Origin of the sequence: Pristimantibacillus sp. PTI5 (assembly GCF_048572955.1) — a bacterium.
Lineage (GTDB): Bacteria > Bacillota > Bacilli > Paenibacillales > Paenibacillaceae > Pristimantibacillus.
In genome coordinates this window covers 3,730,273-3,754,958 of record NZ_CP183886.1, presented here as the reverse complement: position 1 = coordinate 3,754,958, position 24,686 = coordinate 3,730,273, and the positions used below count along the sequence as shown (strand labels likewise).

At 51.1% G+C, this 24,686-nt stretch carries 19 protein-coding genes; 3 read left to right on the top strand and 16 right to left on the bottom strand.

Annotation, left to right across the window (positions count from 1 at the left end; translation table 11 throughout):
* Window positions 1-24: 24 nt before the first annotated feature.
* From ACN6MW_RS16875 to ACN6MW_RS16805, 15 genes are all read right to left on the bottom strand, one after another.
* Complete coding sequence (locus tag ACN6MW_RS16875; RefSeq protein WP_419871249.1) at window positions 25-2,391, bottom strand: glycosyl hydrolase family 95 catalytic domain-containing protein; 2,367 nt, start codon at window positions 2,389-2,391, stop codon at window positions 25-27.
* 91 nt (window positions 2,392-2,482) lie between these two features.
* Entirely contained in the window at window positions 2,483-4,201 is a 1,719-nt protein-coding gene (locus tag ACN6MW_RS16870) for an extracellular solute-binding protein (RefSeq protein ID WP_419871248.1), read from the bottom strand.
* 87 nt (window positions 4,202-4,288) lie between these two features.
* Window positions 4,289-5,167 (bottom strand): carbohydrate ABC transporter permease, encoded by an 879-nt coding sequence (locus ACN6MW_RS16865; RefSeq protein ID WP_419871247.1) that lies wholly within the window; start codon window positions 5,165-5,167, stop codon window positions 4,289-4,291.
* Window positions 5,168-5,217: 50 nt separating this feature from the next.
* Complete coding sequence (locus tag ACN6MW_RS16860) at window positions 5,218-6,180, bottom strand: ABC transporter permease (RefSeq protein WP_419871246.1); 963 nt, start codon at window positions 6,178-6,180, stop codon at window positions 5,218-5,220.
* Between the two features lie 184 nt (window positions 6,181-6,364).
* Window positions 6,365-7,942: a response regulator gene (locus ACN6MW_RS16855; protein WP_419871245.1), complete on the bottom strand. Its 1,578-nt coding sequence runs from the start codon at window positions 7,940-7,942 to the stop codon at window positions 6,365-6,367.
* A gap of 3 nt (window positions 7,943-7,945) precedes the next feature.
* Window positions 7,946-9,736 carry a cache domain-containing sensor histidine kinase gene (locus ACN6MW_RS16850; protein ID WP_419871244.1) on the bottom strand — a complete coding sequence of 597 codons (1,791 nt, stop codon included), beginning with the start codon at window positions 9,734-9,736 and terminating at the stop codon, window positions 7,946-7,948.
* An 82-nt stretch (window positions 9,737-9,818) separates the two neighbouring features.
* A complete protein-coding gene (locus ACN6MW_RS16845; protein ID WP_419871243.1) occupies window positions 9,819-10,475 on the bottom strand; it encodes an SGNH/GDSL hydrolase family protein in 657 nt (218 codons plus the stop codon).
* A 204-nt stretch (window positions 10,476-10,679) separates the two neighbouring features.
* The gene (locus tag ACN6MW_RS16840; RefSeq protein WP_419871242.1) at window positions 10,680-11,453 is read right to left on the bottom strand and encodes a pirin family protein; all 774 of its coding nucleotides are present in this window, start codon (window positions 11,451-11,453) and stop codon (window positions 10,680-10,682) included.
* Window positions 11,450-11,917, bottom strand: a complete 468-nt coding sequence (locus ACN6MW_RS16835; RefSeq protein WP_419871241.1) for a MarR family winged helix-turn-helix transcriptional regulator — start codon at window positions 11,915-11,917, stop codon at window positions 11,450-11,452. The genes ACN6MW_RS16840 and ACN6MW_RS16835 overlap by 4 nt, the downstream gene beginning before the upstream one ends.
* Before the next feature lie 184 nt (window positions 11,918-12,101).
* Entirely contained in the window at window positions 12,102-12,506 is a 405-nt protein-coding gene (locus tag ACN6MW_RS16830; protein WP_419871240.1) for a VOC family protein, read from the bottom strand.
* 138 nt (window positions 12,507-12,644) lie between these two features.
* Window positions 12,645-13,988, bottom strand: coding sequence for a helix-turn-helix domain-containing protein (locus ACN6MW_RS16825; RefSeq protein WP_419871239.1), 1,344 nt, complete (start codon window positions 13,986-13,988; stop codon window positions 12,645-12,647).
* A 159-nt stretch (window positions 13,989-14,147) separates the two neighbouring features.
* A complete protein-coding gene (locus ACN6MW_RS16820) occupies window positions 14,148-15,218 on the bottom strand; it encodes a sugar ABC transporter substrate-binding protein (protein WP_419871238.1) in 1,071 nt (356 codons plus the stop codon).
* 21 nt (window positions 15,219-15,239) lie between these two features.
* Entirely contained in the window at window positions 15,240-17,300 is a 2,061-nt protein-coding gene (locus tag ACN6MW_RS16815; RefSeq protein WP_419871237.1) for a diguanylate cyclase, read from the bottom strand.
* 219 nt (window positions 17,301-17,519) lie between these two features.
* A complete protein-coding gene (locus tag ACN6MW_RS16810; protein WP_419871236.1) occupies window positions 17,520-19,283 on the bottom strand; it encodes an ABC transporter ATP-binding protein in 1,764 nt (587 codons plus the stop codon).
* On the bottom strand, window positions 19,280-21,037 hold the full coding sequence (locus tag ACN6MW_RS16805; RefSeq protein WP_419871235.1) for an ABC transporter ATP-binding protein: 1,758 nt from the start codon (window positions 21,035-21,037) through the stop codon (window positions 19,280-19,282). The genes ACN6MW_RS16810 and ACN6MW_RS16805 overlap by 4 nt, the downstream gene beginning before the upstream one ends.
* A 307-nt stretch (window positions 21,038-21,344) precedes the next feature.
* On the opposite strand from ACN6MW_RS16805, the gene ACN6MW_RS16800 reads away from it, so the two are divergent.
* From ACN6MW_RS16800 to ACN6MW_RS16790, 3 genes are all read left to right on the top strand, one after another.
* Window positions 21,345-21,932, top strand: coding sequence for a TetR/AcrR family transcriptional regulator (locus ACN6MW_RS16800; protein WP_419871234.1), 588 nt, complete (start codon window positions 21,345-21,347; stop codon window positions 21,930-21,932).
* A gap of 65 nt (window positions 21,933-21,997) precedes the next feature.
* Window positions 21,998-22,657: a DUF2306 domain-containing protein gene (locus ACN6MW_RS16795; protein WP_419871233.1), complete on the top strand. Its 660-nt coding sequence runs from the start codon at window positions 21,998-22,000 to the stop codon at window positions 22,655-22,657.
* 44 nt (window positions 22,658-22,701) lie between these two features.
* Window positions 22,702-23,460, top strand: a complete 759-nt coding sequence (locus ACN6MW_RS16790; RefSeq protein ID WP_419876371.1) for an exodeoxyribonuclease III — start codon at window positions 22,702-22,704, stop codon at window positions 23,458-23,460.
* A 129-nt stretch (window positions 23,461-23,589) separates the two neighbouring features.
* On the opposite strand, the gene ACN6MW_RS16785 is transcribed toward ACN6MW_RS16790, so the two are convergent.
* A complete protein-coding gene (locus ACN6MW_RS16785) occupies window positions 23,590-24,657 on the bottom strand; it encodes a Ger(x)C family spore germination protein (RefSeq protein WP_419871232.1) in 1,068 nt (355 codons plus the stop codon).
* Window positions 24,658-24,686 lie beyond the last annotated feature (29 nt).

Here is a 24,686-nt window from a genome sequence, read left to right as displayed (position 1 = left end):
CGCATGCCTTGCCAACAAGCTCCTTCAGTCTCCAGCCCTGCTTTGGAGGCGATACGTATGCCCCGCCGATACAGGGAAGGCATTCTCTTCGCAGGCTAATGCTACTCCCGAATCGTTCCATACGTCGAATGCGCCAGAGTGTGAAATCATGCAAATTCCGTCTGCCGTTGCCGTTATGGAAGCCTCAAGCCATTTGCCCCCTTCCCATGCGATATCTACCATATAGCCGCCCCTTGCCCTTAGGCCTGAGACGCTGCCTTCCGGCCATGCCTTGGGCAGCGCGGGCAGCAGCATAATCCTGCCGTTATGGCTTTGCAGCAGCATTTCGGCAATGCCGGCCGCCCCGCCGAAGTTTCCGTCGATCTGGAACGGCGGATGGTCATCGAATAAATTAGGATGCGTCGAACGGGACAGCAGCGTGCGAATGAAGCGATGCGCTCCTTCGCCGTCCCGCAGGCGCGCGAATTGGTTGATCAGCCATGCGCAGCTCCAGCCGGTATGCCCGCCGCCATGGTTCAGCCTGCGCTCCAGGGTCGTTCTTGCCGCCGCCAGCAGCTCCGGCGTCTCATCCGAGATTTGCTCCCCCGGATGCAGGCCGTACAAATGGGAGATATGGCGGTGGCCCGGCTCGCTTTCCTCGAAATCATAAAACCATTCCTGCAGCTGGCCATGGCGTCCGATTCGCAGCGGAGGGAGCTTCGACAGGGCTGCTTCCAGCTCCTCCTTGAAGAGAGGATCTATATTCAAGAGCATGCAGGCTTCAATGCAATGCGAGAACAATTCCCGAATAATGCTAATATCCATCGTGCTGGCTAAGGATACGCTGGCACTTTCGCCGTCCGCTGCAACAAATTTATTTTCGGGTGACGTCGACGGATTCGTGACCAAATAACCTTCCGGTCCCGGCACAAGAAAATCAAGAAAAAACAAGGCGCTGCCCTTGAGCAGCGGGTAGGCCGTTTCCCTAAGAAATGCGGTATCCCGGCCGAATTGGTAATGCTCCCACAAGTGCCGGGTCAGCCATGCTCCGCCCAGCGGCCAAAATGCCCAGCTGGCGTCCCCGCCGCTCGGCGAGGTTGACCGCCACAAATCCACATTGTGATGAGCGGTCCAGCCTCGCGCCCCGTAATGGATTTTCGCCGTTCGCTGACCCGCTTCCGCCAGCTCGCCAAGCATATCGAATAACGGCAGATGGCACTCGCTCAGCGCGCAAACCTCTGCATGCCAATAATTCATCTGAGCATTAATATTCGTCGTGTAATTGCTGTTCCATGGCGGCTGCAGCTGATGGTTCCATATCCCCTGCAGATTGGCCGGCTGGGTGCCGGGCCTCGAGCTGGCCATCAGCAGATATCGCCCGTACTGCATATATAACGCTTCGAGCTGCGGGTCCTCTCCCCCGCTCCGATAAGCAATGAGCCGCTGATCCGTTGGCAGCTTCGCTTCGGGTGATATGCCCAAATGCAGATCCACCCGCCCGAACAGCCGGGCATGCTCCGCCATATGCCGCTCGCGCAGCGCTTTGCCGCCAAGCGCTTCGGCTGCAACCGTACGCTCCGCGCATCGCGCGCTTGCGAGCGCAGCCCCGGCGGGCGGCGTATCGTAACGGACAAAATCGGTCGCAGCCGCGAGCAGCAGCGTTACCCTCCGCGCTCCTGTAAGCTGCAGCCTGCCGCCCTCCGCAGCGCTGACCGTTCCGCCTTCCTGCATCACTTGCAGCTGAAGCCCAAAGGATATGCCTCTCCCCTCCTCGAACAAAATCGGCTGCGGGTGATCCCCATGATAATTGTCCGCCACATGGGCCGGGCATTGTCCTGCAAGCACAAGCCCATCCTCTCTTGTCTCCACGTGATGCGGCAGCAGGGAATCGACAGAAACAAGCAGCTCCAGATCCGCACCGCTCGCTTCATAGGTAACCACCATAACATCATCGACTGCGCTGACGAAGGCTTCGCGCTTCACGCTCGCTTCGCCAAAGCCATATTCAGTGGCCGCGATGCCTGTCGCCAAATCAAGCTCGCGTCTGTAACTGCCGGTCTCTATCCCTGCAGCCCCCGCATGCTCGATCCAAAGATTGCCGAGCGGCTGATAGGGCTCCGTATTGACGCCAAGCATTTTTTGATTGATAAGCTTCTCTGCCTCGGCATAGCGGCCGTCCGCTACGGATGCCCGCGCCGCCTTCAAATAGCGGAGCGCCTCGTAATTGTTCGTATCCCGCGGAAAACCCGCCCACAGCGTATCCTCGTTTAATTGAATCCGCTCGCGGCGGTTGTCCCCGAATACCATGCCGCCAAGCCGTCCGTTCCCGATCGGCAGCGCTTCCTCCCACTTCCGCGCCGGCTGCCCGTACCACAATTTCCATGCATGCTCCTGCTTGTCGTTTCCTTTCATTGTACCTGCTCCTCCCTTTCTATGTTCCTGGCGTACGCCGATCCGCGGCCTCAAAAAGAAAAGCGGACAAGCTTCCCTGTCCGCTCCGCTATTATTTAATTCCTTTTTTCTCTAGATCGGCCAAATGGCGCTCATACATAACCTTCTCTACTTTATCGGCGCCTACCTTTTCCATATCCTTCACGAAATCGTTATAGATATCGTCGAATTCCTTATCGGATCCCGCAAGCACGAGCGTCGGGATCGTTTTGTTCCACAGGTTTTTGATTTTGGCGTTAATGACGCCCTCCGGCGTGGAACCCTCCGGTTCGATATTTTCCAGGCCAAGCGAGAAGCTGTCGAAATTGTACTTCTTCAAAAGATCCTTCGCTGCCGCCTGCTCGGGCTGCTTCTCGTCGAAATCACGTTTTTCTGCAGCATCCCACAGCTTGCCGGAGCGCCACATCAGCGTTGAAGCCGTAAAGCCGTATTGGCTGTACCATGCATTGTTGTCGCTCAGCTCAAGCGCCTTCACATCATCCTTTGCTTTCGGCAGGCCGTCAACCATATCGTAGGTTTCGCCTTCTTTGCCGTAACGGAAGTCCAGCTGTCCCTCATCGGACCATGCATATTCCAGGAATTTAATAATGCGCTCCGGATTTTTCGCTTTTTTCGTAATGAAGAAGCCCTGCCAGCCCATCAAGCGGCTCGCCGGATAACGCGGCTCTTGTCCGCCGACCTTCAAGCCGTCGAGAACGACATACGTTTTATCCTCGCCTAACGTGCTTTTGATTTTCGGGTTGTACTGCGTGTACATGCCGTTCATAAAAGCAGAGGTTACGATAAAGTTGGCGCCATAAATTTTCTCGTCATACTGCTCCTGCTTCGCGATCAGCTGCTGCGGATCGAACAAACCGTTTTTGGCCAGCTTGTTCACGTAACGGAATGCCTCGATATATTTAGTATCGCGCATCGGATACAGCACGCGCTGCGTGTCATCCTTAATCCGGTTTTCCATATTCATCGGGGAGAACGAATCAATCAAATAATCCATCGACAAGCTGCCTTGGAAGCCCCACATCGATACATCGAAGGATTCCATGCCCACGGGGCTAAGCTCTGGATATTTGGCTTTGGCCTGCTCCAAGAACTCGAACAGCTGCTGCTCCGTCTCGATTTTCGGTTCGCCCAGCGCTTTATATATATCCTTGCGTACGAACCAAGGGCGGATGCCCGTAATCGGCACGCCGTTCGTTAGGCGCTCTTCCGTCTCGTAGTTGTTCGGTAAATACCACAGTTTTCCGTTAACGGAATGGTACTTAATAATTTCCGGATCGATCGAATCCCAAAGCTTCGGCGCATATTGGTCGATCAGCTCATCCAGGGAATAAAGCATGCCGTTGTTGATCAGCTTCGTCACCTGCGGATGGTTCCAGTCCAGCATGAGCGTATCAGGCAAATCATTGGAAGCGATCAACGTATTTAAGAAGTCGTTATCATTGCCGGTAGCGAGGAAGCGGTCAATGGTTACGCCTGTTTTCTCCGTAATCTGCTTCATATTGAATTGGTCTTTCCACAAATAGTTAGATGCCCATGTCCCGTAAAAATATTGGCGGAACGTAAACGGCGAGGTGTCCTGCTTCCATGCCGGCTCATTCGGATCGCCGGATGTCTGCGCGGCGTTGCCCTCATTGTTTGTCTCTGTTTTGGCGTCGCCCGCATTTGCCGCCTGCCCGTTATTATTACCGCTGCTGCAGCCCGTAATGGCTAAGGCAATCACGAGAATGAATGCCAATGCGGCCGTAAGCGACTTCCGTTTTATTTTGTACATGATGAATGAATCCTCCCTTTTTGAACTGCTTCTATTTGCTTCTATTTGCTTCTATATATCGGGCAGTTTGCCCGCGGAAGCCGTGATTTAGCCTTTAACCGAGCCGATCATAATGCCTTTAACGAAATACTTCTGCAGGAACGGGTAAGAGAACACGATAGGCAGCGTCGTTATCACCATCGTCGCCAGCTTGACGGATTCCGCGGTTACCGCCTTCATCCCCAGGTTGCTCGCCATCAAGCTTACGTTGCTGTTCGAGCTGATGATTTGCATCAGGATCTGCTGAAGCGTCCGCAGGCTCTCGCCGCCGTAGAGCATCGCGTCAAACCATGAGTTCCAGTGGAATACCGCATTGTAGAGCGCAATCGTAGCAAGCACGGGCTTCGAAACCGGCAGCACGAGCCGCCAGAAAATCATGAGCTCATGGGCGCCGTCCACCTTAGCCGACTCCTCCATTTCCTTCGGAATGCCGCGGAAGAAGGTAATCATAATCAATGCATTGAATACGCTGAATAAGTTCGGCAAAATGTAGGCCATAAAGCTGCCCTTCAAATGCAGGTACTGCGCAATCAGCAGATATTGCGGGATAAGCCCGCCGCTGAAATACATCGTGATGATGGCCAAAATAAGAAACAGCTTGCGTCCAAGCAGCTCTGGCTTGGATACCCCATACGAGAAGGCTGCCGTGAACAGCACTGCCGTTGCCGTACCGACAACCGTACGGAGCACGGTTACCACAAAAGCGTTGATCAGGCTCTCGTCCTGCAGCACCATTTTATAATTTTCGAAGGAAAGGACCCGCGGCCAAAAAGTGATGCCGCCCCGCGCCGCATCGGCGGGATCGTTAAATGACGTAATCAATATGTTATAGAACGGATACAAGGTCACGAAGGCAAGCAGCAGAAGCAGCAGGACATTCGCCGCGTCAAACAGCTTCTCCCCCGTTGTCCGGTGTACAGCATTCATATCTAACCCTCCTCATGCGTATTTATCGTGATGATCGCAGCTCTTTGCGCTTAGAAAAGACTTTCGTTTGTCATTTTGCGTGATGAGTAGTTCGCGCCCAGCATAAGCACGAATGCAACGACGGACTGGAACAGCCCGACTGCCGTACCGTAAGAGAACCGGCCTAGCACTAGCCCCATCTCGTAGGAATAAATAGAAAGCACGTTAGCCTGATCCTGCGTCATCGAGTTTTTCATCAGGAACAGCTGATCAAAGTTGGCATTGACCAAGCCGCCTACGTTGAGGATAAGCAGAATGACCACCGTCGGCTTAATGGCCGGCAGGGTGACATGCCATATTTTCCGAAAGCGTCCCGCCCCATCCACCGTCGCAGCCTCGTAAAGCTGCGGGTCAATGCTTGCAATCGCCGCCAAAAATATGATGGAGTTCCAGCCGATGTTTTTCCACACTTCCGAGATGACAACGAGCGTGGTAAAGGTTTTTGGATCGCCCATCAGCAGCTGGTCCTGCGTGATGAGTCCAAGCCACTGCAGAAGCCCGCTTAGCGCGCCCGTTCTTGGATCAAGCAGCGTGTACATGAAGCCGACGACAAATACCCATGAAATAAAATAAGGCAGGTACGACAGCGATTGAACAACCTTCTTAAGGCGCTGCGCTCTTAGCTCATTGAGCATAATCGCTAGCAGGATCGGTGCCGGAAAGCCGAACAGCAGCTTCAGAAAGCTGATTTTAAACGTATTCACAACCGAATCCAGGAAGCTTGGATCGATAAACAGCTCTTTGAAATTAGCCAGCCCCACCCAAGGGCTGAACGTAAAGCCCTGTACCGGGTTGTACTCCTCGAATGCAATAATAATGCCGTACATCGGCACATAATGGAATATAATCAGCCAAATGACAGCCGGCAGCGTTAGTATCATTAGATAGCGCTGTGCCCATAAGCGCTTGCCGAAGCTGCCGCGTTTGATTCCACTGCCAACACTAGGCCTTGCGGCCACGCTCAAGTCTTCCATCTGTTCACCCCTTCTCTTGATGTTTTCCCTAATCCTATTGTAGAAGATGGGAATGGGGCGAGATATATCAAAAAATGTGGTTTGTTTCAAATATCAACGCATTATTTAAACGCTTTCATTCTCTTCTTGTAAATAAAGACGGCTGCCTCAGTGACAAGGCAGCCGTCCGACCGTTCCGTTATCGTTATTTTCGATGCAGCATTTCCTGGTATTCGCCCGGCGAGATCCCGAAGGCGTTCTTAAAAACAGTACAGAAATAAGAGGTGCTCGGTATGCCGACTTCCTTGGCCACCCTCGCCACCTTATATTGCGGGGAAGCCAGCAGCTCCTTGGCTTTGTCCATCCTAATCTGTGCGAGCTGGTCATGAAAGGAGCGCCCGGTCGTCTTCTTATAGAGGGAGCCTAAATAGTTAGGAGACAGAAATACTTCCTCCGCAATCGATTTCAAGCTTATATCCGGCGACATAAACTTCTGTTCGATCAGCTTGTTCACCTGGCGGACGACATACTCCTCCTTGCCGTCACGCTTCTCGCGAAGAGCCCTAATCGTATCCTTGATAAATTGAAGGCTGTACGCTTTGATAGCGGCCAGCGTCGGCAGCATGTACAGCTGCTCGCCGGGATCAGCTCCTCCGTTTTCTTCGGTTTGGCGCGATCCCGCGACAACAGACAGCTCGAACAGCAGACCGCTGACATAGTGCCGGATATAATCGCCGTCAGCCCCTTTGCGGAGCATCACATCACGGAACATCTCCTCCGCGCTCGCAAGCGCCTGTGCTTCATCCAGCGCATGAACGCTGTGCACGATCGCTTTTACCTGCTGGCTGCCCTTGTGCAAAAAATCCGCTACCTCGTTCAGAAACCCCGACCGCTCCCGTTCTGTCTGCTCCAGGCTGATCACGCCGTTCTCGTCCCAAAATGATGCATACGCGAGCATGTTCTCAGCCTGCTTGACGGACTCGGCGATTCGCAGCAGACTACCAACCGGCCCGCCTGCTCCCACCTTGAAATCAGCAGGCCACAGCAAGCCGCCTTGTCCCGAAATCCGCGCGCCAAGCTGGGCAGCGTATTCCTCGGACTGCTCCTCCGGCTCCGGAATGACGATGATCCATTGTCCGCCTCGTTTATCCGAGTAAGAGACAAGGCTGGGGCCAGGGAAAAAGCTCTTCAGCCGTTCGGCGAAACGGCCCTGCCTTTGATCAGCAACAGCGAACGCCACAAATCTGCCCTGCTCCGATCCGAAGCCCTCCGCTTGGATAAGCTCCCTAATATACTTAGGATCAAGCGTGCCGAACAACAAATCATCCAGCCATTTTTCCTTCATCAGCTGGCGATGCTCCTGTACCTCGGCCCGCAGCTTCTCGCGCTCTTCCTTGGATTGAATGTCCTCTTCGCATTCATCCTTGACCTTGCGCAGCGCCTCCAGCAGCTTTTCCTCGCTAATCGGCTTAAGAATATAATGGCTCGCGCGCAGGTCTATGGCCTTCCGCGCATATTCGAAATCGCCATAGCCCGTCAAAATCATAATCCGTACATGCGGCTTAAGCTCCTTAATCCGGCGGGACATCTCCAGTCCGTCCATGCCGGGCATCCGAATGTCTGTAATGACGATGTCCGGATCAAGCTCAAGCGTTTGCTCGAGGCCTTCAATGCCGTCGCGCGCCGTTCCCGCAATTTCGATTCCTAGGGATGCCCAGTCGAGAAAATCGACCAGCCCCTCCCGCTCCCAACGTTCATCCTCAACAATAAGCAGCTTATACATAGGTCACGCTCTCTCCTTGGCAAAAGTAATCATAACCGACGTTCCGATGCCCGGTGCGCTGTGAATGTGGAAGGCATGCTTGTCGCCGTAATAGGAATTTAGCCGTTCTGTTATGTTTTTCACCGCATAGCCGCTCCCGCTCGTACGTTCAATGTTGCCGATAAGCAGCGCCGCCAGCCGCTCCTTCGACATCCCGACCCCGTCATCGATCACCTTGAAGCAGAGCATGTCATTCGCTTCAAGCGATGCCTTAATCTGCAGCGTGCCGCGATCCCTCTTCGGCTCGATCCCGTGGTTCAGCGCGTTTTCGACGATCGGCTGGAGGATATTTTTGACCACGCAGTATTCATATACGCGTTCGTCGATATCGTAAACGACGTCAAACATTTCTTCGAATCTGAATTTCTGGATCGCAAGATACGCTTTGACCATCTCCAGCTCATCTTTGATCAGAATCTCGCGCCTGCCCTTGTTCAACACCAAACGGTAAAACTGCGCCAATGCACCCGAGAGATGAACGATTTCCGTCGATTTGGCTTTACGCGCCACCCAAGATATCGTAGCGAGCGTGTTATAGAGGAAATGCGGATTGACCTGCGATTCCAGCGCCTTCAGCTCGGCCTCCCGCTCCATCAGCTGGCTTTTGTACACCGTTTCGACCAGCTCATGGATTCTTTCGGTCATATGGTTAAAGCTGATTGCGATCTGCGAGAACTCATCATTCGATTGGACGGGCACCGATACGGTGAGCGAGCCTTCTTTTACCCGTTTCATCGCAAGCACAATCATTTTTAGCCGTGACAGCAAAGCATTTGTGATCACATACACGATAAAACCGAGCACAACGAGCGCAATAAGCAAAATGCCCGTAATCGAAAACGCGGTCTCTTTTACCTTTTCATTCAGACCGCTAACGGGAAAAATGCCGATTAACCGCAGCCCAAGATCATGAAGGGGGACCGAAATGACAACCGATTTGCGGCCATTCACCTTAAGCACCTGGTTAAACGCCGTTTCGAGCGGAATGCTCGCCAGGCCTGCGTCCGTAATTTTCTGCTTAAACAGCGCGCTCTTATTGCTGGAAACGACATTGCTTTCCCGGTCGATCATAAAAATATCCCCGATCTGCCCCGTGCTCTCGGTATTCAGAATATCGAATAAATCGCTTTCCGAAATTTCAATCTCAAGCAAGCCGACGGTATCGAAATAACGGATCGAGTTAATTTTTTGATAAAAGGAAAAGACGTTCTCCGGTTCGCCCCGCTTCGGAATGTTGAGTAGAAATTTTTCGGCGTGAAGCCCGCGCCAGCCTGATATGTTGGCATCGTTTTTAGTTACCTCGCTTACCCACTGCTGGTCCTTGATCCGGCTGATCTGATAAAAGCTGTCGTATACCTCCGGAATCGAAGTATTCGTCATATAGACCCTCAGCGAATGCACATTCGGATTTTGCCGCAGCACGTTTTCCACGTAAGGGCTGATGTTGGACGTATAGTCATCATAAGCAAACGAATTGTTATTGAAATCGCTTCCCAAAAAGGTTTGAAGACGGATATCCGAGGTCAGCAGCTTCGATATATTTTGAATCATATTCATTTTGTTCATGACGCTGTTTCGCGTTTGCAGCAAATTTTGCTCCATGACGATTTGCGCTTGCGAGATGGCCGAGCCCGACAGCTGAAGATATAAATAAATACCGCTTGCGGATAACGACACGGCCAAAATACAAAGAAAAGTCGCGACAAATTTCCACGTCACGCTTAAATTACGAAACAGCTTGGTTATTTTCTGCATGAGGCATAACCTTCTTCTCGTGGTGTAAACGGAGAAAACCGGCTATCAAACGCTGCCGGTTTTCTCGCTTTAATTCCATTCATTAACCAATATCGGCGTAATCATTCCCCAATACCGCTTGAAGCCACTGCTTCGCGATTAACTCATGCCCGGCTGCGGTAGGATGGACGCCATCCCACAGCCAATAAGCGGCATCCGCACGGCTGCAGGCTTCATCGAACGCGGCTTGCAGCGGCACGAAGACGGCACCGAACTGCTCCGACAGCTCACGGACCGTTTGGCGATAGGCCGTAAGCCGCTCGGACCAAGCCGGCCAATCTTGCGAAGGCGCACCCGTATTTAGAATAAAAGGCTCGCATAGCACAAGCTGCGCTTCCGGAAGCACCTGCTTGGTTTCCTCCAAAATATGGCGGTAAGCGCGTTCAAACCGATCCGTAACTCCGCTCGGCTCTCCGCGCATAATCCGCCAAGCATCGTTTACGCCAATGAGAATGCTAATGACATTCGGATTCAAGCTAATCGCATCTTCGTTCCAGCGGGCATACAAATCCGAAGCCCGGTCGCCGCTTATGCCGCGGTTAATAAAGACGGGCTTTTGTTCGGCCCAAACGTACCCAAGCTTCGATCCAATGATATAGGCATAGCTGTGACCCAGGATATGGTTCGGGTCGTCATTTCTTCCTCTTGCTCCGTCCGTGATGGAGTCGCCTTGAAACAAAATAACCCTATTGTCCGTCATGCCGAGTGCTCCTTTTCATTACGCTGAGGTTCGTCTTTTCGATTACATCTATTATAGGCGATAATCCCTCGCTGCGTAATTGCAATAATCAACGATCCTGTCGATAATCAACGAAAGGGCCGTCTCCGCAAAAAAGAGGCCGCATGACGGCTGGCCTCTTCGTGTCTGACATATTTATCTTATTATTTCCTTGCTGAATAAGGTCTAACGCGGATATAACGGGTATTCTACTTGAGTCGGCAGTTGAATGACGATCATGCGCACCTGATCGTCTCCGCTTTCCAATTGCAGCAGCTCTGCCTGATCATCTGCCTCCAGCACCGTAAAATCCTTTTGCTTGAACAGCGCCCTGCTTCCCCCCGCTGCGCCGAAGCTCCATACGCCGTCTCCTCTAATCGCAAGCGCAGCAACGGAATAGCCTTCGGGGATGGTCCATTCATATACGGAATCCGGCTCCAAGGTTAGGTCCCACATTTGCGCCTCCGTTACCAGCTGGATAGGGGAATCCTCACCAAGAATGGTTGTTTTATGCACTTGGCTGCCGCTGGATTGAGGGAAGTCCCCTGCGATATATTCGTTGTATGTCGGTTTTCTTTTCACGGCTACATTAAGATCAGGCTCAAACCAAATTTGAAAGATTTCTGCATCGGGTCCGGTTATTTTCTCGCGATGCGATACGCCGGAGCCGGTCTGCATGACCTGTGCGCCGCCGGGGCCCACGGTGCTTGCCGTACCCAAGGTATCTCCATGCTCAACCAGCCCATTCACCACATAAGTCATAATTTCAAAGCCCTTATGAGGGTGAAGTCCGATGCTGCCGCCTTCCTTGGCATGTGCCCAAGCCCAATAAAATAACGGACCTACCCTTTTCACTGCCCCCTGGTCCTGAGGAAATCCAATCGGCTTCTGCTCGGTAATTTTACCGTCTTCAAATGAACCAACCGCCTGCTGCAACGGCGTATACACTTTTACCTTCATGATTTCTCCCCCTTCTCGCCAAGTGCTTCCGCACCAAGGCCGATTGCTTTTAACAGCATAATTAGCTGTTCTTTATCCGCATTGCTGACAAAGCTTAAATTCCGTGAAATAACCTCTGCATGCTTTGGAAAAATATCATCAAACAAAGTCTGTCCCGCTTCCGTTAAGGTCACGTTTGAGCCTCTGCGGTCGGTAGGGCTTGGCTCCCTTTTCACATAACCTTTCTTCTCAAGCTTGTCTACTACGTAAGTTATACTGCCGCTTGGGATCGAAAATTTCTCGCTTATTTTTTGTATGGGCTGCGGGCCTTTGCTATATAACAGCTCCAAAATCATAAATTGCTCTTGGTTGATGCCGTAGCTCAACATATCCTTGCGGATATTATCTTCGATCGTCTTGGAAGCTTTATGCCATATACGAAACAATCTTAAATCCAGCTGGCTTTGCTCATCGGGCTGATACATACCGTGCGCCTCCTTGCTTATATATCTTAAATTAATGAATTCTATAATTAGGATAGTTTTATCCTAACACTAGGATAAAAAGTTGTCAACATGTCTTCTTCGCAAAAAAACCGAACGCCTTCTCCGATTAGAGAGGCGCTCGGCCTGATTTGCCCTTTATCATCCTAACCTTTTATCGCTTTCCTTACTCCCGGCAAACCATAAGCAGATTATCATCCGGATCCTTAATGACAAACCAATGCTCATGCTGAATATCGGTCACTATATTCACCTGATTAGCAGCCGCAAAATCATAGGACGCTTGCAGATCACTCGTTAGCAGCATAAAAGCCGGCGTCTTTAGATTGGGAGCCCCGCCCGGTTCTTTTCCTCCCCACATCGGCATGGTATCAAGAATAAGTCCGGTGCCCTGCATGGGCAAAGGGCACAGATGTCCGTTCATGATTTCGCAATCATTGGCCAGCCCCAGCAAACGACAATACCAGTCCCGTGACTTCTCTATATCCTTAACCGGAACAAAAATACTTCCTACCTTGTTCATGATCGGACTTTTGACAGCTTCTCTGCTTGTTTGCTCCACAGGTTTCATTTGAACGCCTCCAAACAATGTTTTGACAGCCTTAGGAACGATGACAGGTTTGTACCATCTAATCGCTTGCTTTGTTCTTCGTTTAACGGCTGGAGTTCGTCGTTTCGATTGTTCTCCCAACTTAGCCACACCTCTCTCTTATTGCATACCCATACTCTTGCGAATGACAGGGAGGTAGCAGGTAATTACGGTTGATCGTTCCGACTCCCAGCCCTCGGTCTTCACATATTGACCGAACCATTCCCTGCTCTCATCCAATCTATATCCCCCGCTTTGAGCGACCCATGCATCAAGCTTATCCAGGACACCGGTCATTACACCATAAGCGCTGGTCGTCATGCTGGCATACAGCCCGCCCGGCCGTAAACGGACTTCCGCTGTACCAGCTAATCCGCTGTCTCCCGGAAGCGCTATCGCAAGCTCATACCAAATATGAGCTTCCTCTGAGATGCCATAGCTGTAAGACATAAATAACGCTTGCCGGTGTTCCTCTTGCAGATGCCTGCCAGCCAGCCAAAAGGTAAGCTCCTCGTCAGCCGTTTCCTTCGCATCTCTTCCACTTGAGCGAAAAGCTAGCCATTCCATCGGAGGCAGGCTCTGTATGACAATCGGTTCCTGCTCCTGCTTTCGCATAACCGGTAATAACAGCTTTAGCCTCGTCACCTTGCCGCGATGATGCTGATGCTCTTCCACAAAATGATGCTCTCCCAGCTTAAAGCTGCTTCTTGGCAGCCATTCCTCCAGCATTCGGTTCCACCCCGCTTGAATAACCGATGGATTTGCAGCCGGAACCTTGCTAACCGCGTATAAACCTCCCTCTTCCTCCGTTAAGAATACATCAGGATGTTCCAGCTCTGTTACAGCGGTAAATGACGTGTAGATTTGATAGGCATACGGGAGCGAGCCCGACTCCGGTTCTAGATTGTAGCCAAAAAAGCGCAGCTTTTCCGTTGCGCAGCCCGCCGACTCCAATAGATTGAAAAATAAACGAAAGGCCTCTTCCTCCAGCCCCTCGCTTACCGGAGCCCGATGCCGATAGGCAAGCACCTGTACAGTCTCTGTCTTAATGACTTTAATATCTGAGTATAGAAGCGATAATTCCCGGTCTTCTGGATAACTATGCTTCTCCAATAAATAAACCGGCTCAAAGCTATAATAAAAATCGGCCTTTCGGTACATGCCTGGCGTTAATCCTGTTATCCGTTTGAATACAGTTGCAAACGTTCGATAAGAATCAAATCCGCAATCCAGTGCAATGTCCAATATCGGTCTTTCTGAGTGCCGAAGATAGACAGCCGCTTGATTGACACGCCTTTTGCGAATGTAATCCATGAGTGAATGCCCCGTCAACGCGTAAAACAGGCGGTACAAATTCGGTACTGACATATAGGCTGAATCCGCAATCTGCTCCGGCTCCAAAAGGTCAGAGAGATTTTCCTCTATATAATGAATGGCATTCTGCAGATGTTTATTCGCGTCCATATTCACCCTCTATCCGTTTGGGATTCTCTTCCTGTCATTATATTATCAAATGGCCTGACGGAAAACATGCCGTTTTATATCAAAAAAACCGAGATTCACCTTAGCGGTAATCTCGGTCTTTAAGCTTATTGAATCGGATTCTGCCGCCTAGGGGCATCCCTAGTTATAGACATCCTCCCGTTTATGAAAGCCGTCTGCGATGACCGTCGTATCAATATTCGATTGATCCACAAATATCGGATCGAGCAGAACGGAAGGAATCTCGCCTTTTCCGTTGTTTACGTACTTGTCCGTGGTTACCGCCTCTCCTCTCGCAAGCTTAATAGCAAGCTCGGCAGCCGTTTCCGCGAGGAGACCGATGGGCTTATAGACCGTCATCGTCTGCGTGCCTTGAATAATTCTTCGTATCGCCATCAAATCGGCATCTTGGCCGGTTACAGCGACTTTTCCCTGCAAGTCCTTCGTCATTAATGCATCAATAATCCCGCCAGCTATTCCGTCATTGGCGCTAATAACCCCGTCGACCCGGCTGCCTGCATTCTCAAGAACGCGCTGCATCGTCTCCTGCGCTTTTGCCGGGAGCCATTCATCCGTGAACCGGTCTTCGATTATGTTCAAATCGCCGTTATCAATCAAAGGCTGGAGAACCGAGAAGGATCCTTTTCGAAGCAAATGAGAGTTGTTATCCATTTCGGAACCGCCGATATAAACGATATTCCCTTTAGGAACTTGCTCCTTTATGGCCTCCGCTTGCATTCTTCCTATTTTTTCGTTATCAAATGAGATATAGAGGTCAACGTCCGCGTCTTTAATCAAACGGTCATACGAGAGCACTTTAATGCCGGCAGCGTGAGCCTTCTCGACGACTTCCGTCATTACCTCCGCGTTATTCGGTACCACCACCAGAATATCCACGCCTAGGCTGATCAAATTTTCCGCATGGAAAACTTGTTTTTCCTCATCTCCGCCGGCCGCCTGCACATTAACTTCCGCCCCCATCCGCTCGACAGCCGCAACGAACAGGTCTCGATCCTTCAACCACCGATCCTCAACCAGCGTATCCATCGAAAAGCCAACGACGATTCCTTCCCCATAATCACTCCCCAGCGGGGCATTCTTATCCTGTTCAGCTATTCTGTCGTTGTTATCGTTATGGCCGCATGCCGCGGCCACGAGGGCCAGCACGGTTAAAACGGCCAAAGACCTGCATCGGAAAGCCCATTTCGCCATACGAGAAACTCCCTTGTCAGCCTAATTGTTTAATGCATAGCGTATACAGTTACGTCCTTCGCGTTTAGCTTGATAGAGCCGATTGTCCGCCATAAACAACACTTCTTGAAAATCAGACACGTTGGTTTCGGAAGACGCAATCCCCATGCTTACGGTTACCATAATCTCTTGGTTGTCGTACCAATTGACATGGTTTTCAATGACCCCGCGCAGCTCTTCCGCCATGCGATACGCTTCCTCGGGCTCTGTATTCGGCAGAAGGATGACGAACTCTTCCCCGCCGTATCGCCCTGGAATTCCTTTATTCCCGCACACCAAGCGGGTACATGCTGATACTTGCCGCAGCACCTCGTCACCCGCGGCATGTCCATATTGGTCGTTCACTGATTTAAAATGGTCAATATCGAACAAAATCACGCAGAAACGCATCGACTGCTCCATAGAACAGAGACGCTCCGCCTCGGAAAATATAAAACGGCGATTATAAATGCCGGTTAAACCGTCAACGTTCGCCTGCTTCCGCATATCCTCATGTATACGGGCGTTCATGATCGTAATCGTGGCCTGCGCGGTAAATAGCGAAACATATTGTTTTTCTTTGTCCGTTAAGTGACTGCAATCGAGCAGTAAGAATCCTAGCGTTTTCCTTTGATACACGAAGGGATAGAGCATCCAACCCCGATTCCCAAGATCCTCGTCAGGAAGCAGGGCAGCAAAGGACTTTTGCGCGATCTCATTATCCAGTGCAATGGGGTCGCTTGAGAATATGGAGCTGCAAACGGAGTCAGGAAGCGTTTCCATCTCAACGAAATGCTCCTCATATACGAGCGCCGGGCCATTCTTCATTACTTTAAGCCTCAAGTGTTCTTCATCATCCCTCATCCACAGGCTCCCGCGAACGATTGGCGCGAACTCATTCAGGAGCGGAAATATACGGTACAATACTTCTTCCAGCTCCAGGGAGGAAGACAATTGCGTGATGGAATGCGTAAGGTGATCGGCTATTCTCCGCTGTTCCGACTCCGCTTCGAGCCTCGTATGCAAATAAACGGACTCTTCCGCTTCTTTCATCAAGAGCTGAACCTGGTCCATCATCTGATTCAAGCTGCGGCTAACCTGTCCAATCTCATCATTCGACATGACCGGCGCTCTAACGGATAAGTCTCCTGATCGGCTTTTATCCATCACCGAGCTAAGCGTATGCAGCGGGCCTCCTACATTTCGAATAACAAAAATGCCGAGGATACCCGTAAGCATAAGGGCAAACACCATCATGCCCATAGTATAAATCCAGATTGCCCCTGTCTCTTTCGTCACCTCGGTAACGGGCTCCATACCTATCAGAATCCACCCGGTTACCGGAGATTTGTGGTAAACGAACATCATTTCCTTGCCGTCCACAAAAACGCCCCGGGCCGACCCGCTTGAATCGCCGTTCGTCAATTGCAGCTGATTCGCTGCAATTGTCATGCCGATCTGGCTGGAGTCTGCCGCGATCATAATTTTTCCTGTCTTGTCTACGACAAGCAAATTACCGCTGAATCGTACGTTTACTAGTTTATCGACAAACGTATGCGTATTAATCTCCATAATCAGAACGCCGAGGGGGAGAACCGTTCCCTGCCTATTCACAGTTCTGGCCACGGCAAAGGCTGGGTCATTCAAAATCTTTCCCGCGATGTAACCCTTCTTCGTGGTTTCCAGCCATGTTGCTTTTCCGTTTTCCCGCAGAACGGGCTGCAGCCAAACCTGTTTTTGCGCCTCATCAATCTTCATCAAATCGAGACGCATTAACGGATCATTCACTGAATAACCCAGAAACTTGGTTTTCAGCATATTGGATAATCGGTCGCTTTGATACTGGCTTTGCCAGGATTCACCCGCAAGCACGTCGCGGAGTTCCGAGTCGGATGCAATCTGCGATGTAACCATTCGATAGTTGTCCAGCATCAGATCAATCCGTTTGCCGGTCTCCATCACCGTTTCCTGACTGCTTTCCATTAATTTATCAATAACGACTGCCCGCGAATAATTGTAGGACAAAATACCGAACAGCAATATAACAAAGGTTACGCTGCCCATATAATAGATGAATATTTTCCTGCTTACCGAGCTCCTGGATCTAACAATCAGCCGAAATACAAGCAATAAATCCTTGAGTACGTTTCCCGCAGCAAGATAGAAACGGTTAGCTCTAATGTTGAGACACCTCTTTTATGTTATAAGATCCGTTTCTAATACGATTCGACAAATTAAGATATGGTCTATCATATCGCGGCATTTGACAAAATACAATTCACTTTAGCTTTCTTCTCCATGCCACAGCTTACGGAAAGAATCATTTCCCTCAAGCAACTCCTCCGCCGTCCCTTCGGCCTCGATTCGTCCATCTCTCATTACCACAATATGATCAGCCTTCGCCAGCGCCGTCTTGCGGTGCGAGACTACGAGGCATGTGGCATCGCCCCGCTCGCGGAAGAGACGCGACCAAAGCTTCTGCTCGGTCTCGACATCCAGCGCGCTGGAGAGATCATCGAATACATAGAGCCCGCTGTCCCGGACCAGCATGCGCGCCGCGGCCGTCCGCTGCGCCTGGCCCCCGGACAGCTTTACGCCGCGCGGGCCGATGACCGTGTCCAGACCGTTTTGCAAATGTCCGAGATCCTCCTCGAGTACCGCGGTGTGCAGCGCCCTTGCCAGCTGGCCGTCCTGGTCCGAATGGCCGAGCAATATATTCTCGCGCAGCGTATCGCTGTAAAGCCTAGGCACCTGGGCTGTATACGCGCTCCGCGGAGGAATAAAGAACGAACCGGGATCCTGTACCTCTCGGCCGTTCCATCGCACCGTGCCGCCTGTCCGAGGCAAAAGACCAAGCAGCGTCCGCACAAGCGTCGTTTTTCCCGAACCGATGGGACCGGTTATGACCGTAAAGGAGCCGCGCGTAAGCTTAAGATTAACGTCAGCGATACCTCTTCCGGTTTCGGGATACGTATAGGTCAGACCGCTTGCCTCCAACTGCTGCAGCTTATCTCCCGCAGACGATGCAGCTGCCGCTGGTTTATCCACGGCATCCCCCTTTAATTGCAAACCGTTTGCGGCCGTGAGCACTTGAGCCGGCGCCCCTTGCAGGATACCGGTCAGACGGAGAAGAGCCACCGTCATCTGTTTAAAGTAGGTCAGAAACTTGCCGAAGTTAGAAATAAACTGCGTCACGAAGGTAAGGTAATAGACGAATAAAGAAAAGTCCCCTACCGTAAATTCGCCTCCGCGCATCTTTTGCCCGGCAAGCAGCAGAATGAGTCCCGTACCCAGATTGACCGAATTGGAAAATATCGAATCCAGCACCTCGGTCATCAATTTATCCTTCAGCATCGTTTTTCGGCGATTATCGTTCAGCGCTCTAAACCTCGACATGACGCGCTTCTCCGCGCCAGCGACTTGAATGGCCTGAACGCTGCCGAACATTTCGCTGATGGCCCCGGTAACCTTGGCGGTAGAATCACGGCTCTCCGAGCGGTACTTTTGCAGCCGGGTCGTAGCCAGCTGCGCGGCAATCACCACGATGACGAGCGGCAAAAACACCAGCGTCGTCATTTGCGCGTCTATTCGGATGAGGATAAAGCAAGACACGACCGCAAAGCAGGTCATGCCGAACACATCGACGGACCAGCTGACCGCTTCCTCCGACTGGTCGACATCATCGCGAAAATGGCTGATCGCCTCGCCCGGCGAGCACGGAATCGCCCTTGCCCCGGGCTCCTTTAAAATATGCTCCAGTAAATTCCGGCGCAGCAGCATGCCCATGCGGAATCGAAAGTTAACATCCGTGATAAAACCGATCAGCACCGTCGCGCTGCGGGCAAGCGCGGCTCCAAGCAAAAGTGCGATTAAGCCCCACGTCCCATAGCCGGCAGCGGAATCGATCGTCAAGGAATCAAAAAATGCCTTCGTAATGAGCCCCGGAAAAATCGGCATCAGGTAAATAACCGTCCAGACGATTGCATTGGTCAAATACCAGCCTGGCCGGTAGCATATTAAACGCCACATATACGTAAATGTACTCATACGAGCACCTCCTCGAGCCCTGCCGCCAGCATTTTGCTGAACCTGGACGCTGGATCAGCGGCAAGCTTAAGCCGAGGCCCGCTTTCCACGATGCGTCCTTGCTCCAAAATCACAATCTGATCCGCGCGCTGCACCGTAGTCAGGCGATGCGCGATGATGATGCAGGAGCGGTTGCTCAGCAGCTTGCCGATCGCCTGTTCCATCCGGAATTCCGTCAACGGATCAAGCCGCGACGAAGCTTCGTCAAGGATGACAAGTCCGGGGTTCGTGAGAAAAACCCGTGCAAAAGCCAGCAGCTGCGCCTCGCCTGCCGACAAGCTGCCGCCGCCCGAAGCGAGCGAGGTGTCCAGCCCGTCCGGCAGCGAGTCATACCAGCTCCGCAGTCCAAGCTCGCGCAGAACCAGAATGATCTCATGGTCCGGTATGCTATCGTCATAGAAGGTCAAGTTATCCCTTACGCTGCCCTGCAAAATTTCAATATTTTGCGTCACAAGCGCCACCCTGGATCGCAGCTCAATGAGCTTGCACTGCCTTATATCCGTCCCGCTCAGCTTTATGCTGCCCTGCTGCGGGTCATAGAAGCGCAGCAGGAGACGCGCCAGCGTCGTCTTCCCGCTCCCCGTCCGTCCAAGCAGGCCAAGCACTTCGCCCGGCTTGACATGCAGCTGCAGCTCCTCAAGCGTCGGATAATCATCATACCCGAAAGTAACCGTATTCAAATCCACGGCAAGCGGGCCTTTCGGCAGCTTCGCTCCAGGCCCGTCCTCGATTCGCGGCGATGTAGCAAGCAGCTCGCGAATCCGGAGCAGGCTGGCATCCGCCTTTTGCAAATCCTCGATTTGCGTCCTGATTTTTTCGATTGGCTTCGCCAGCAGCTCCGTGTAATAAAAAATCAAATAAACGGTCCCGATCGAGATGCTGCCTGCCTTCCATAGGTAGGCGCTAATCGCAAAAGCCATCGCATTGCCCAGCGCGAACACGATGATCGTCGTTATCCACATGGAGGAAAAGCCGAGAAACGCCCTTCTCCGCAGCGGCAGCATCCGGCGCAGCAGCGAATAGAAGCGGTTCATGACAAAGCCGGTCGCGCCGTTTGCCCGCGTATCCTCCGTCCCCTCGAGATGCTCGCCGATAAAGCCGTAAAATTCGGCATTGATTTGCCGCCACTTGGCCCATACGGGCACGGCGAATTTGCGAATCCATTGAATGACAAACATAGCGAATGCCACAAATAGAAGCATGCCTGCGCCGATCAACACATTTTCCCGGAATAATAAAACGATAATGCCCAGCATAAGAAGAAGATTCCCAGCTAAATGAATGATAAAGCTGGAGAAAAAATTGGCGAGCGCATTCACATCCCCATCGACGCGCTCAATAATGGACCCGGACGTATTCGATTTATGAAACGACATGTCCAGTCTCAGGCAGTGCTCGGCTAGATCGCCGCGCAGCTCGTTTGTCGCGCGCCAAGCGAGATTTTCGCTCACATAGGTCGCTGCGACGGATACGAGCTGCTGGACAAGCGAGAAGACGATAAACAACGCGGCTGCATAATACAACGGCTGCATGGCATTATCCGATTGCGCGGTATCGATAAAATAGCGGATAATTTGAGGATTAACCAGCTGCAGCAAAATGGAGACAAATAAAAGCAGCGCGAGCCCGGTTACCGTTTTTTTCCGAGGAAGCAGATACCGGCTCAGCATCATTTGATAGTGGCTTAATGAATTGATCTTCTTGGTCTTGCCCATGTTGTTCCCCTTCCTGCTCTTTATGGCTTATGGATCCAGCTGGCTCAAGCATTGCTGAATGCGAATAATCGTCTCATACCCGTTTATACTGTTCCAAATCATGGCCAAACTCGGCTTTGATGCGGCTTTGCGGCTTCCTTAAATAGGTTTTGACGTTGAACATACGTCCTCCTTGATGATCTGGATAAAAATAGGATACACTCTCCGCGGCGGCCTGTCCAAGCTTTCATGAAAAGGTTGACATGAATATGAAGGATATGGTAAATTTTTAATTGAACAATGTTCAAAAAAAGGAGGATTTGATCCCATGACACCACGTAAGGCTGTAGATCAGGAGCTTAGCAAGGAACGAATACTGGAGACTGCAAGAGAGCAATTCTCGCAGCTCGGCTACCGCGACGTTTCCATGCGCGGCATCGCAAAGTCGCTTGGCTATTCGCCGGGATCGCTCTACTACCATTTCCGCGAGAAAGCGGATTTGTTCAGCGCGATGGCAGCGGAGGATTTTGCACGGCTCAATGCGCTGCTTGACGAGACTGTCAGCCAATCGCCCCTTGCCGGCCAAGAGCAGCTGGAGATGGTCTTTATCGCCTTTATCCGGTTTGGGCTTGAGAATAAACGATCATTCGAGCTGATGTTTCTCATACAGCTGCCCGAGTTGGACTGCTACACCATGAAGCCGAAGACAGAAAGCTATGAGAAATTCGCTAAGGCTGTACAGGAGTCCCTGCGCATAATCAATCCGGAGCATGCCGAGAACAGCAGTATGATCTGGATCCTATTCCTCTCTCTACACGGCTTTGTCAGTTTTTTCATTTCCAGCACGCAGTCCTTTGAGGACGTCTCTAAGCTGGCCTATCTGCATGTGCAGCTGCTGCTGCGCGGCCTGCATTAATTTTTTTTGCATTTTTATTGAACACCAATCAATTAAATCCTAAAAAAGAGAGTGTGATAGCCATTATGGGAAAAAAGATCAATCGTGCGCTCGTGTTTTTCTTGGCTTTTGCGGTAGCGGGTTATGCTGTTGTGCAGTACAGCCTTTTTAAAGCCAGCGATGCCGGACTCGTGGCCGCAAAGCTTCTAGAGTCTGACTTCAAGCTTACGCCTTGGGTCTATGTGCTTTACATCCATATCGTGACGGCTGTGCTGGCGCTCGTCATCGGTCCCTTTCAAATTTTTCAAAAGCCGTCCAAACCTAGAGGGCGCCTGCATAAAAGGCTGGGGTATGTCTATGTCCTCTCGATAGCCGTGAGCGGCGTTGTCGGCATCTATTTATCCTTTTTTGCAACGGGCGGCTGGATCTCGGGGCTTGGCTTCTTTACGTTGGATGTTCTATGGGTAGCAACGACATGGATCGGCTTGCGCAAAATTATGGCCAAGGACGCCAAAGCCCATCGCGAATGGATGCTCCGCAGCTATGCGCTTACGTTTGCAGGCGTTACCCTTCGCATTTGGCTTGCGCCGCTGGTCATGCTGTTCGGGGATTTCGTGGAAGGTTACCATGTCGTGGCTTGGCTTTGCTGGGTTCCCAATCTGATTGTTATTGAAGCTATCATTCGCAGGAAAACCTCCAACAGGCTTCTGCCAGCCGATGACAGCCAATCGCGGCCGAATCTATGATAAACTAGTAGAAAACGATTCAGGTCGCAAGGAGATAGATGATGATTAAGCTGGTATCCTGGAATGTAAATGGTTTAAGGGCATGCGTAACGAAGGGTTTTTATGATTATTTCAAAGAAACGGACGCCGATATTTTCTGCCTGCAGGAGACGAAGCTGCAAGAAGGCCAGATCAGCATGGAGCTTGGCGAGGAATACGCGCAATATTGGAATTACGCGGTGAAGAAGGGCTACTCAGGCACGGCTGTTTTCACAAGAATAAAGCCCCTCTCCGTCCACTACGGCATCGAGGAAAACTCGGAGCCCGAGGGCCGCGTCATTACGCTTGAATTCGAGGGCTTCTATTTGGTTAACGTATACACGCCTAACGCCAAACGCGATTTGTCGCGGCTCGATTACCGGTTGGAATGGGAAAACCGGTTCCGCGGCTACCTGCAGGCGCTTGATGCCGTGAAGCCCGTGATCGTTTGCGGCGATCTGAATGTCGCGCATCAGGAAATCGATTTAAAGCATCCGAAGCCTAATCTCGGCAACTCGGGCTTCACGATGGAGGAGCGCGGCAAGATGACGGAGCTTCTGGACGGCGGCTTCCTCGATACGTTCCGGCATTTCTATCCTGATCGTTCCGAAGTATACAGCTGGTGGTCCTTCATGCCGAAGGTGCGCGAGAGGAATGTGGGCTGGCGGATAGACTACTTCCTGGCTTCGGCAAGACTCGGCCCGCAGCTGATCGACGCGCAGATCGATTGTCACATCCTCGGGAGCGACCATTGCCCGGTTCTGCTCACAATGGAAGATCTCTAAGTCTTGCTTTTGTAGAAATAAAATAAAGGATTAGACTCGCCCCAACTATAAAAACAGCGGCAGCCGCAGACGAGAAAAAAAGTCCTAGATTGCCGCTGTTTTATTGGGCTGACGTTAACCCATATCTCCTCATTGGATAACGCCTGTACTTGTAATATGAACTTGAATACTTGGCTTCAACTGTACATCCTTGTACTTGTTTTTCCAGTTGATGTTATTCCATAGGTTCGAATGGTTAACTCTCAGTTTTCTTCCGATTCCGAGAGCATCGCAATTCGCTTTCTGCAATTTGCTTGCAACTTCTGCTGCCTGTTTGTTCAGAATTGCGGCTATTTCCTGATTTAACTGCTCGCGATCGATTTTCCGGCCCATATTGGATGGGTAGCTGCTAATCGCACCATAAAGGTCAACTTTTAATGAACATACAATTTCTTGCGTGTTTTTACTTACAGACACTTTAAATGACCTCTTTACTTTCCGAGTTTCAAAGGTAATCATATTAGCTGTCTGTTCTTTAGGCTCGCTCTCTTCAGAGCTCTGTTTTAGCGGTATATCCATGAATGCATGTTTGTTCAGCTTATCCATTAAAAGCAATAATATGGTACTTTCGTCACGGGACAATGACGCTCCGGTAAATTTGGTTCCATTAAATAATGCGATGCTATCCACGGCTAAAGCTTTATTTCCCATTTTATGTATCATGGGCAGAACCGCATCAACACCCGGGTCAGTAATTTGACTCCATAAGGTGAACAGATTTTGCTTCGGAACAATCGTCTTCCCTACTGATCCATCAACCATTTGTTTAATACTATAAGCGGCAGGACTATTTTCTGTAGTTTCAAAAGATAAAACTTCTGAAGCTAGTCCCTTGCTTATTAGAACATTCGATGCCAGATAACCTTTAGGATACCGGTAAAAAAACTCCAACGGGGACATAATGCCACGCTTTGCTAAATCTTCCCCGATGATTAAAACATGAGTCTTGCTTGCTTCTATGGTGCCTGGAAGCATACTGTCAACAATAGAACCAACATTAAAAACGGAACCCCCCGTTGCTTGAAACTCTTCCGTCTTCACTTCGAATTGTCCGCTGCCTTTGCTCTTCAGGATGACCGCACTAACAGTCCCAACCAATTGGCCGTCTTTGGCAGCATCAAAGCTAATCCCGTTTATCATTTTTTTCTTGATTAACAATTGAAGGTCCCAACACCCCGTTAGGGTCA

Excerpts from the sequence above, each read along its gene's own strand:
- ACN6MW_RS16865 (WP_419871247.1), bottom strand. The coding sequence starts at position 5,167 with ATGAATGCTGTACACCGGACAACGGGGGAGAAGCTGTTTGACGCGGCG.
- ACN6MW_RS16795 (WP_419871233.1), top strand. The coding sequence starts at position 21,998 with ATGGGAAAAAAGATCAATCGTGCGCTCGTGTTTTTCTTGGCTTTTGCG.
- ACN6MW_RS16850 (WP_419871244.1), bottom strand. The coding sequence starts at position 9,736 with ATGCAGAAAATAACCAAGCTGTTTCGTAATTTAAGCGTGACGTGGAAA.
- ACN6MW_RS16815 (WP_419871237.1), bottom strand. The coding sequence starts at position 17,300 with ATGGGCAGCGTAACCTTTGTTATATTGCTGTTCGGTATTTTGTCCTAC.
- ACN6MW_RS16845 (WP_419871243.1), bottom strand. The coding sequence starts at position 10,475 with ATGACGGACAATAGGGTTATTTTGTTTCAAGGCGACTCCATCACGGAC.
- ACN6MW_RS16800 (WP_419871234.1), top strand. The coding sequence starts at position 21,345 with ATGACACCACGTAAGGCTGTAGATCAGGAGCTTAGCAAGGAACGAATA.
- ACN6MW_RS16855 (WP_419871245.1), bottom strand. The coding sequence starts at position 7,942 with ATGTATAAGCTGCTTATTGTTGAGGATGAACGTTGGGAGCGGGAGGGG.
- ACN6MW_RS16810 (WP_419871236.1), bottom strand. The coding sequence starts at position 19,283 with ATGAGTACATTTACGTATATGTGGCGTTTAATATGCTACCGGCCAGGC.
- ACN6MW_RS16875 (WP_419871249.1), bottom strand. The coding sequence starts at position 2,391 with ATGAAAGGAAACGACAAGCAGGAGCATGCATGGAAATTGTGGTACGGG.
- ACN6MW_RS16820 (WP_419871238.1), bottom strand. The coding sequence starts at position 15,218 with ATGGCGAAATGGGCTTTCCGATGCAGGTCTTTGGCCGTTTTAACCGTG.
- ACN6MW_RS16830 (WP_419871240.1), bottom strand. The coding sequence starts at position 12,506 with ATGAAACCTGTGGAGCAAACAAGCAGAGAAGCTGTCAAAAGTCCGATC.
- ACN6MW_RS16825 (WP_419871239.1), bottom strand. The coding sequence starts at position 13,988 with ATGGACGCGAATAAACATCTGCAGAATGCCATTCATTATATAGAGGAA.
- ACN6MW_RS16805 (WP_419871235.1), bottom strand. The coding sequence starts at position 21,037 with ATGGGCAAGACCAAGAAGATCAATTCATTAAGCCACTATCAAATGATG.
- ACN6MW_RS16870 (WP_419871248.1), bottom strand. The coding sequence starts at position 4,201 with ATGTACAAAATAAAACGGAAGTCGCTTACGGCCGCATTGGCATTCATT.
- ACN6MW_RS16835 (WP_419871241.1), bottom strand. The coding sequence starts at position 11,917 with ATGTATCAGCCCGATGAGCAAAGCCAGCTGGATTTAAGATTGTTTCGT.
- ACN6MW_RS16840 (WP_419871242.1), bottom strand. The coding sequence starts at position 11,453 with ATGAAGGTAAAAGTGTATACGCCGTTGCAGCAGGCGGTTGGTTCATTT.
- ACN6MW_RS16860 (WP_419871246.1), bottom strand. The coding sequence starts at position 6,180 with ATGGAAGACTTGAGCGTGGCCGCAAGGCCTAGTGTTGGCAGTGGAATC.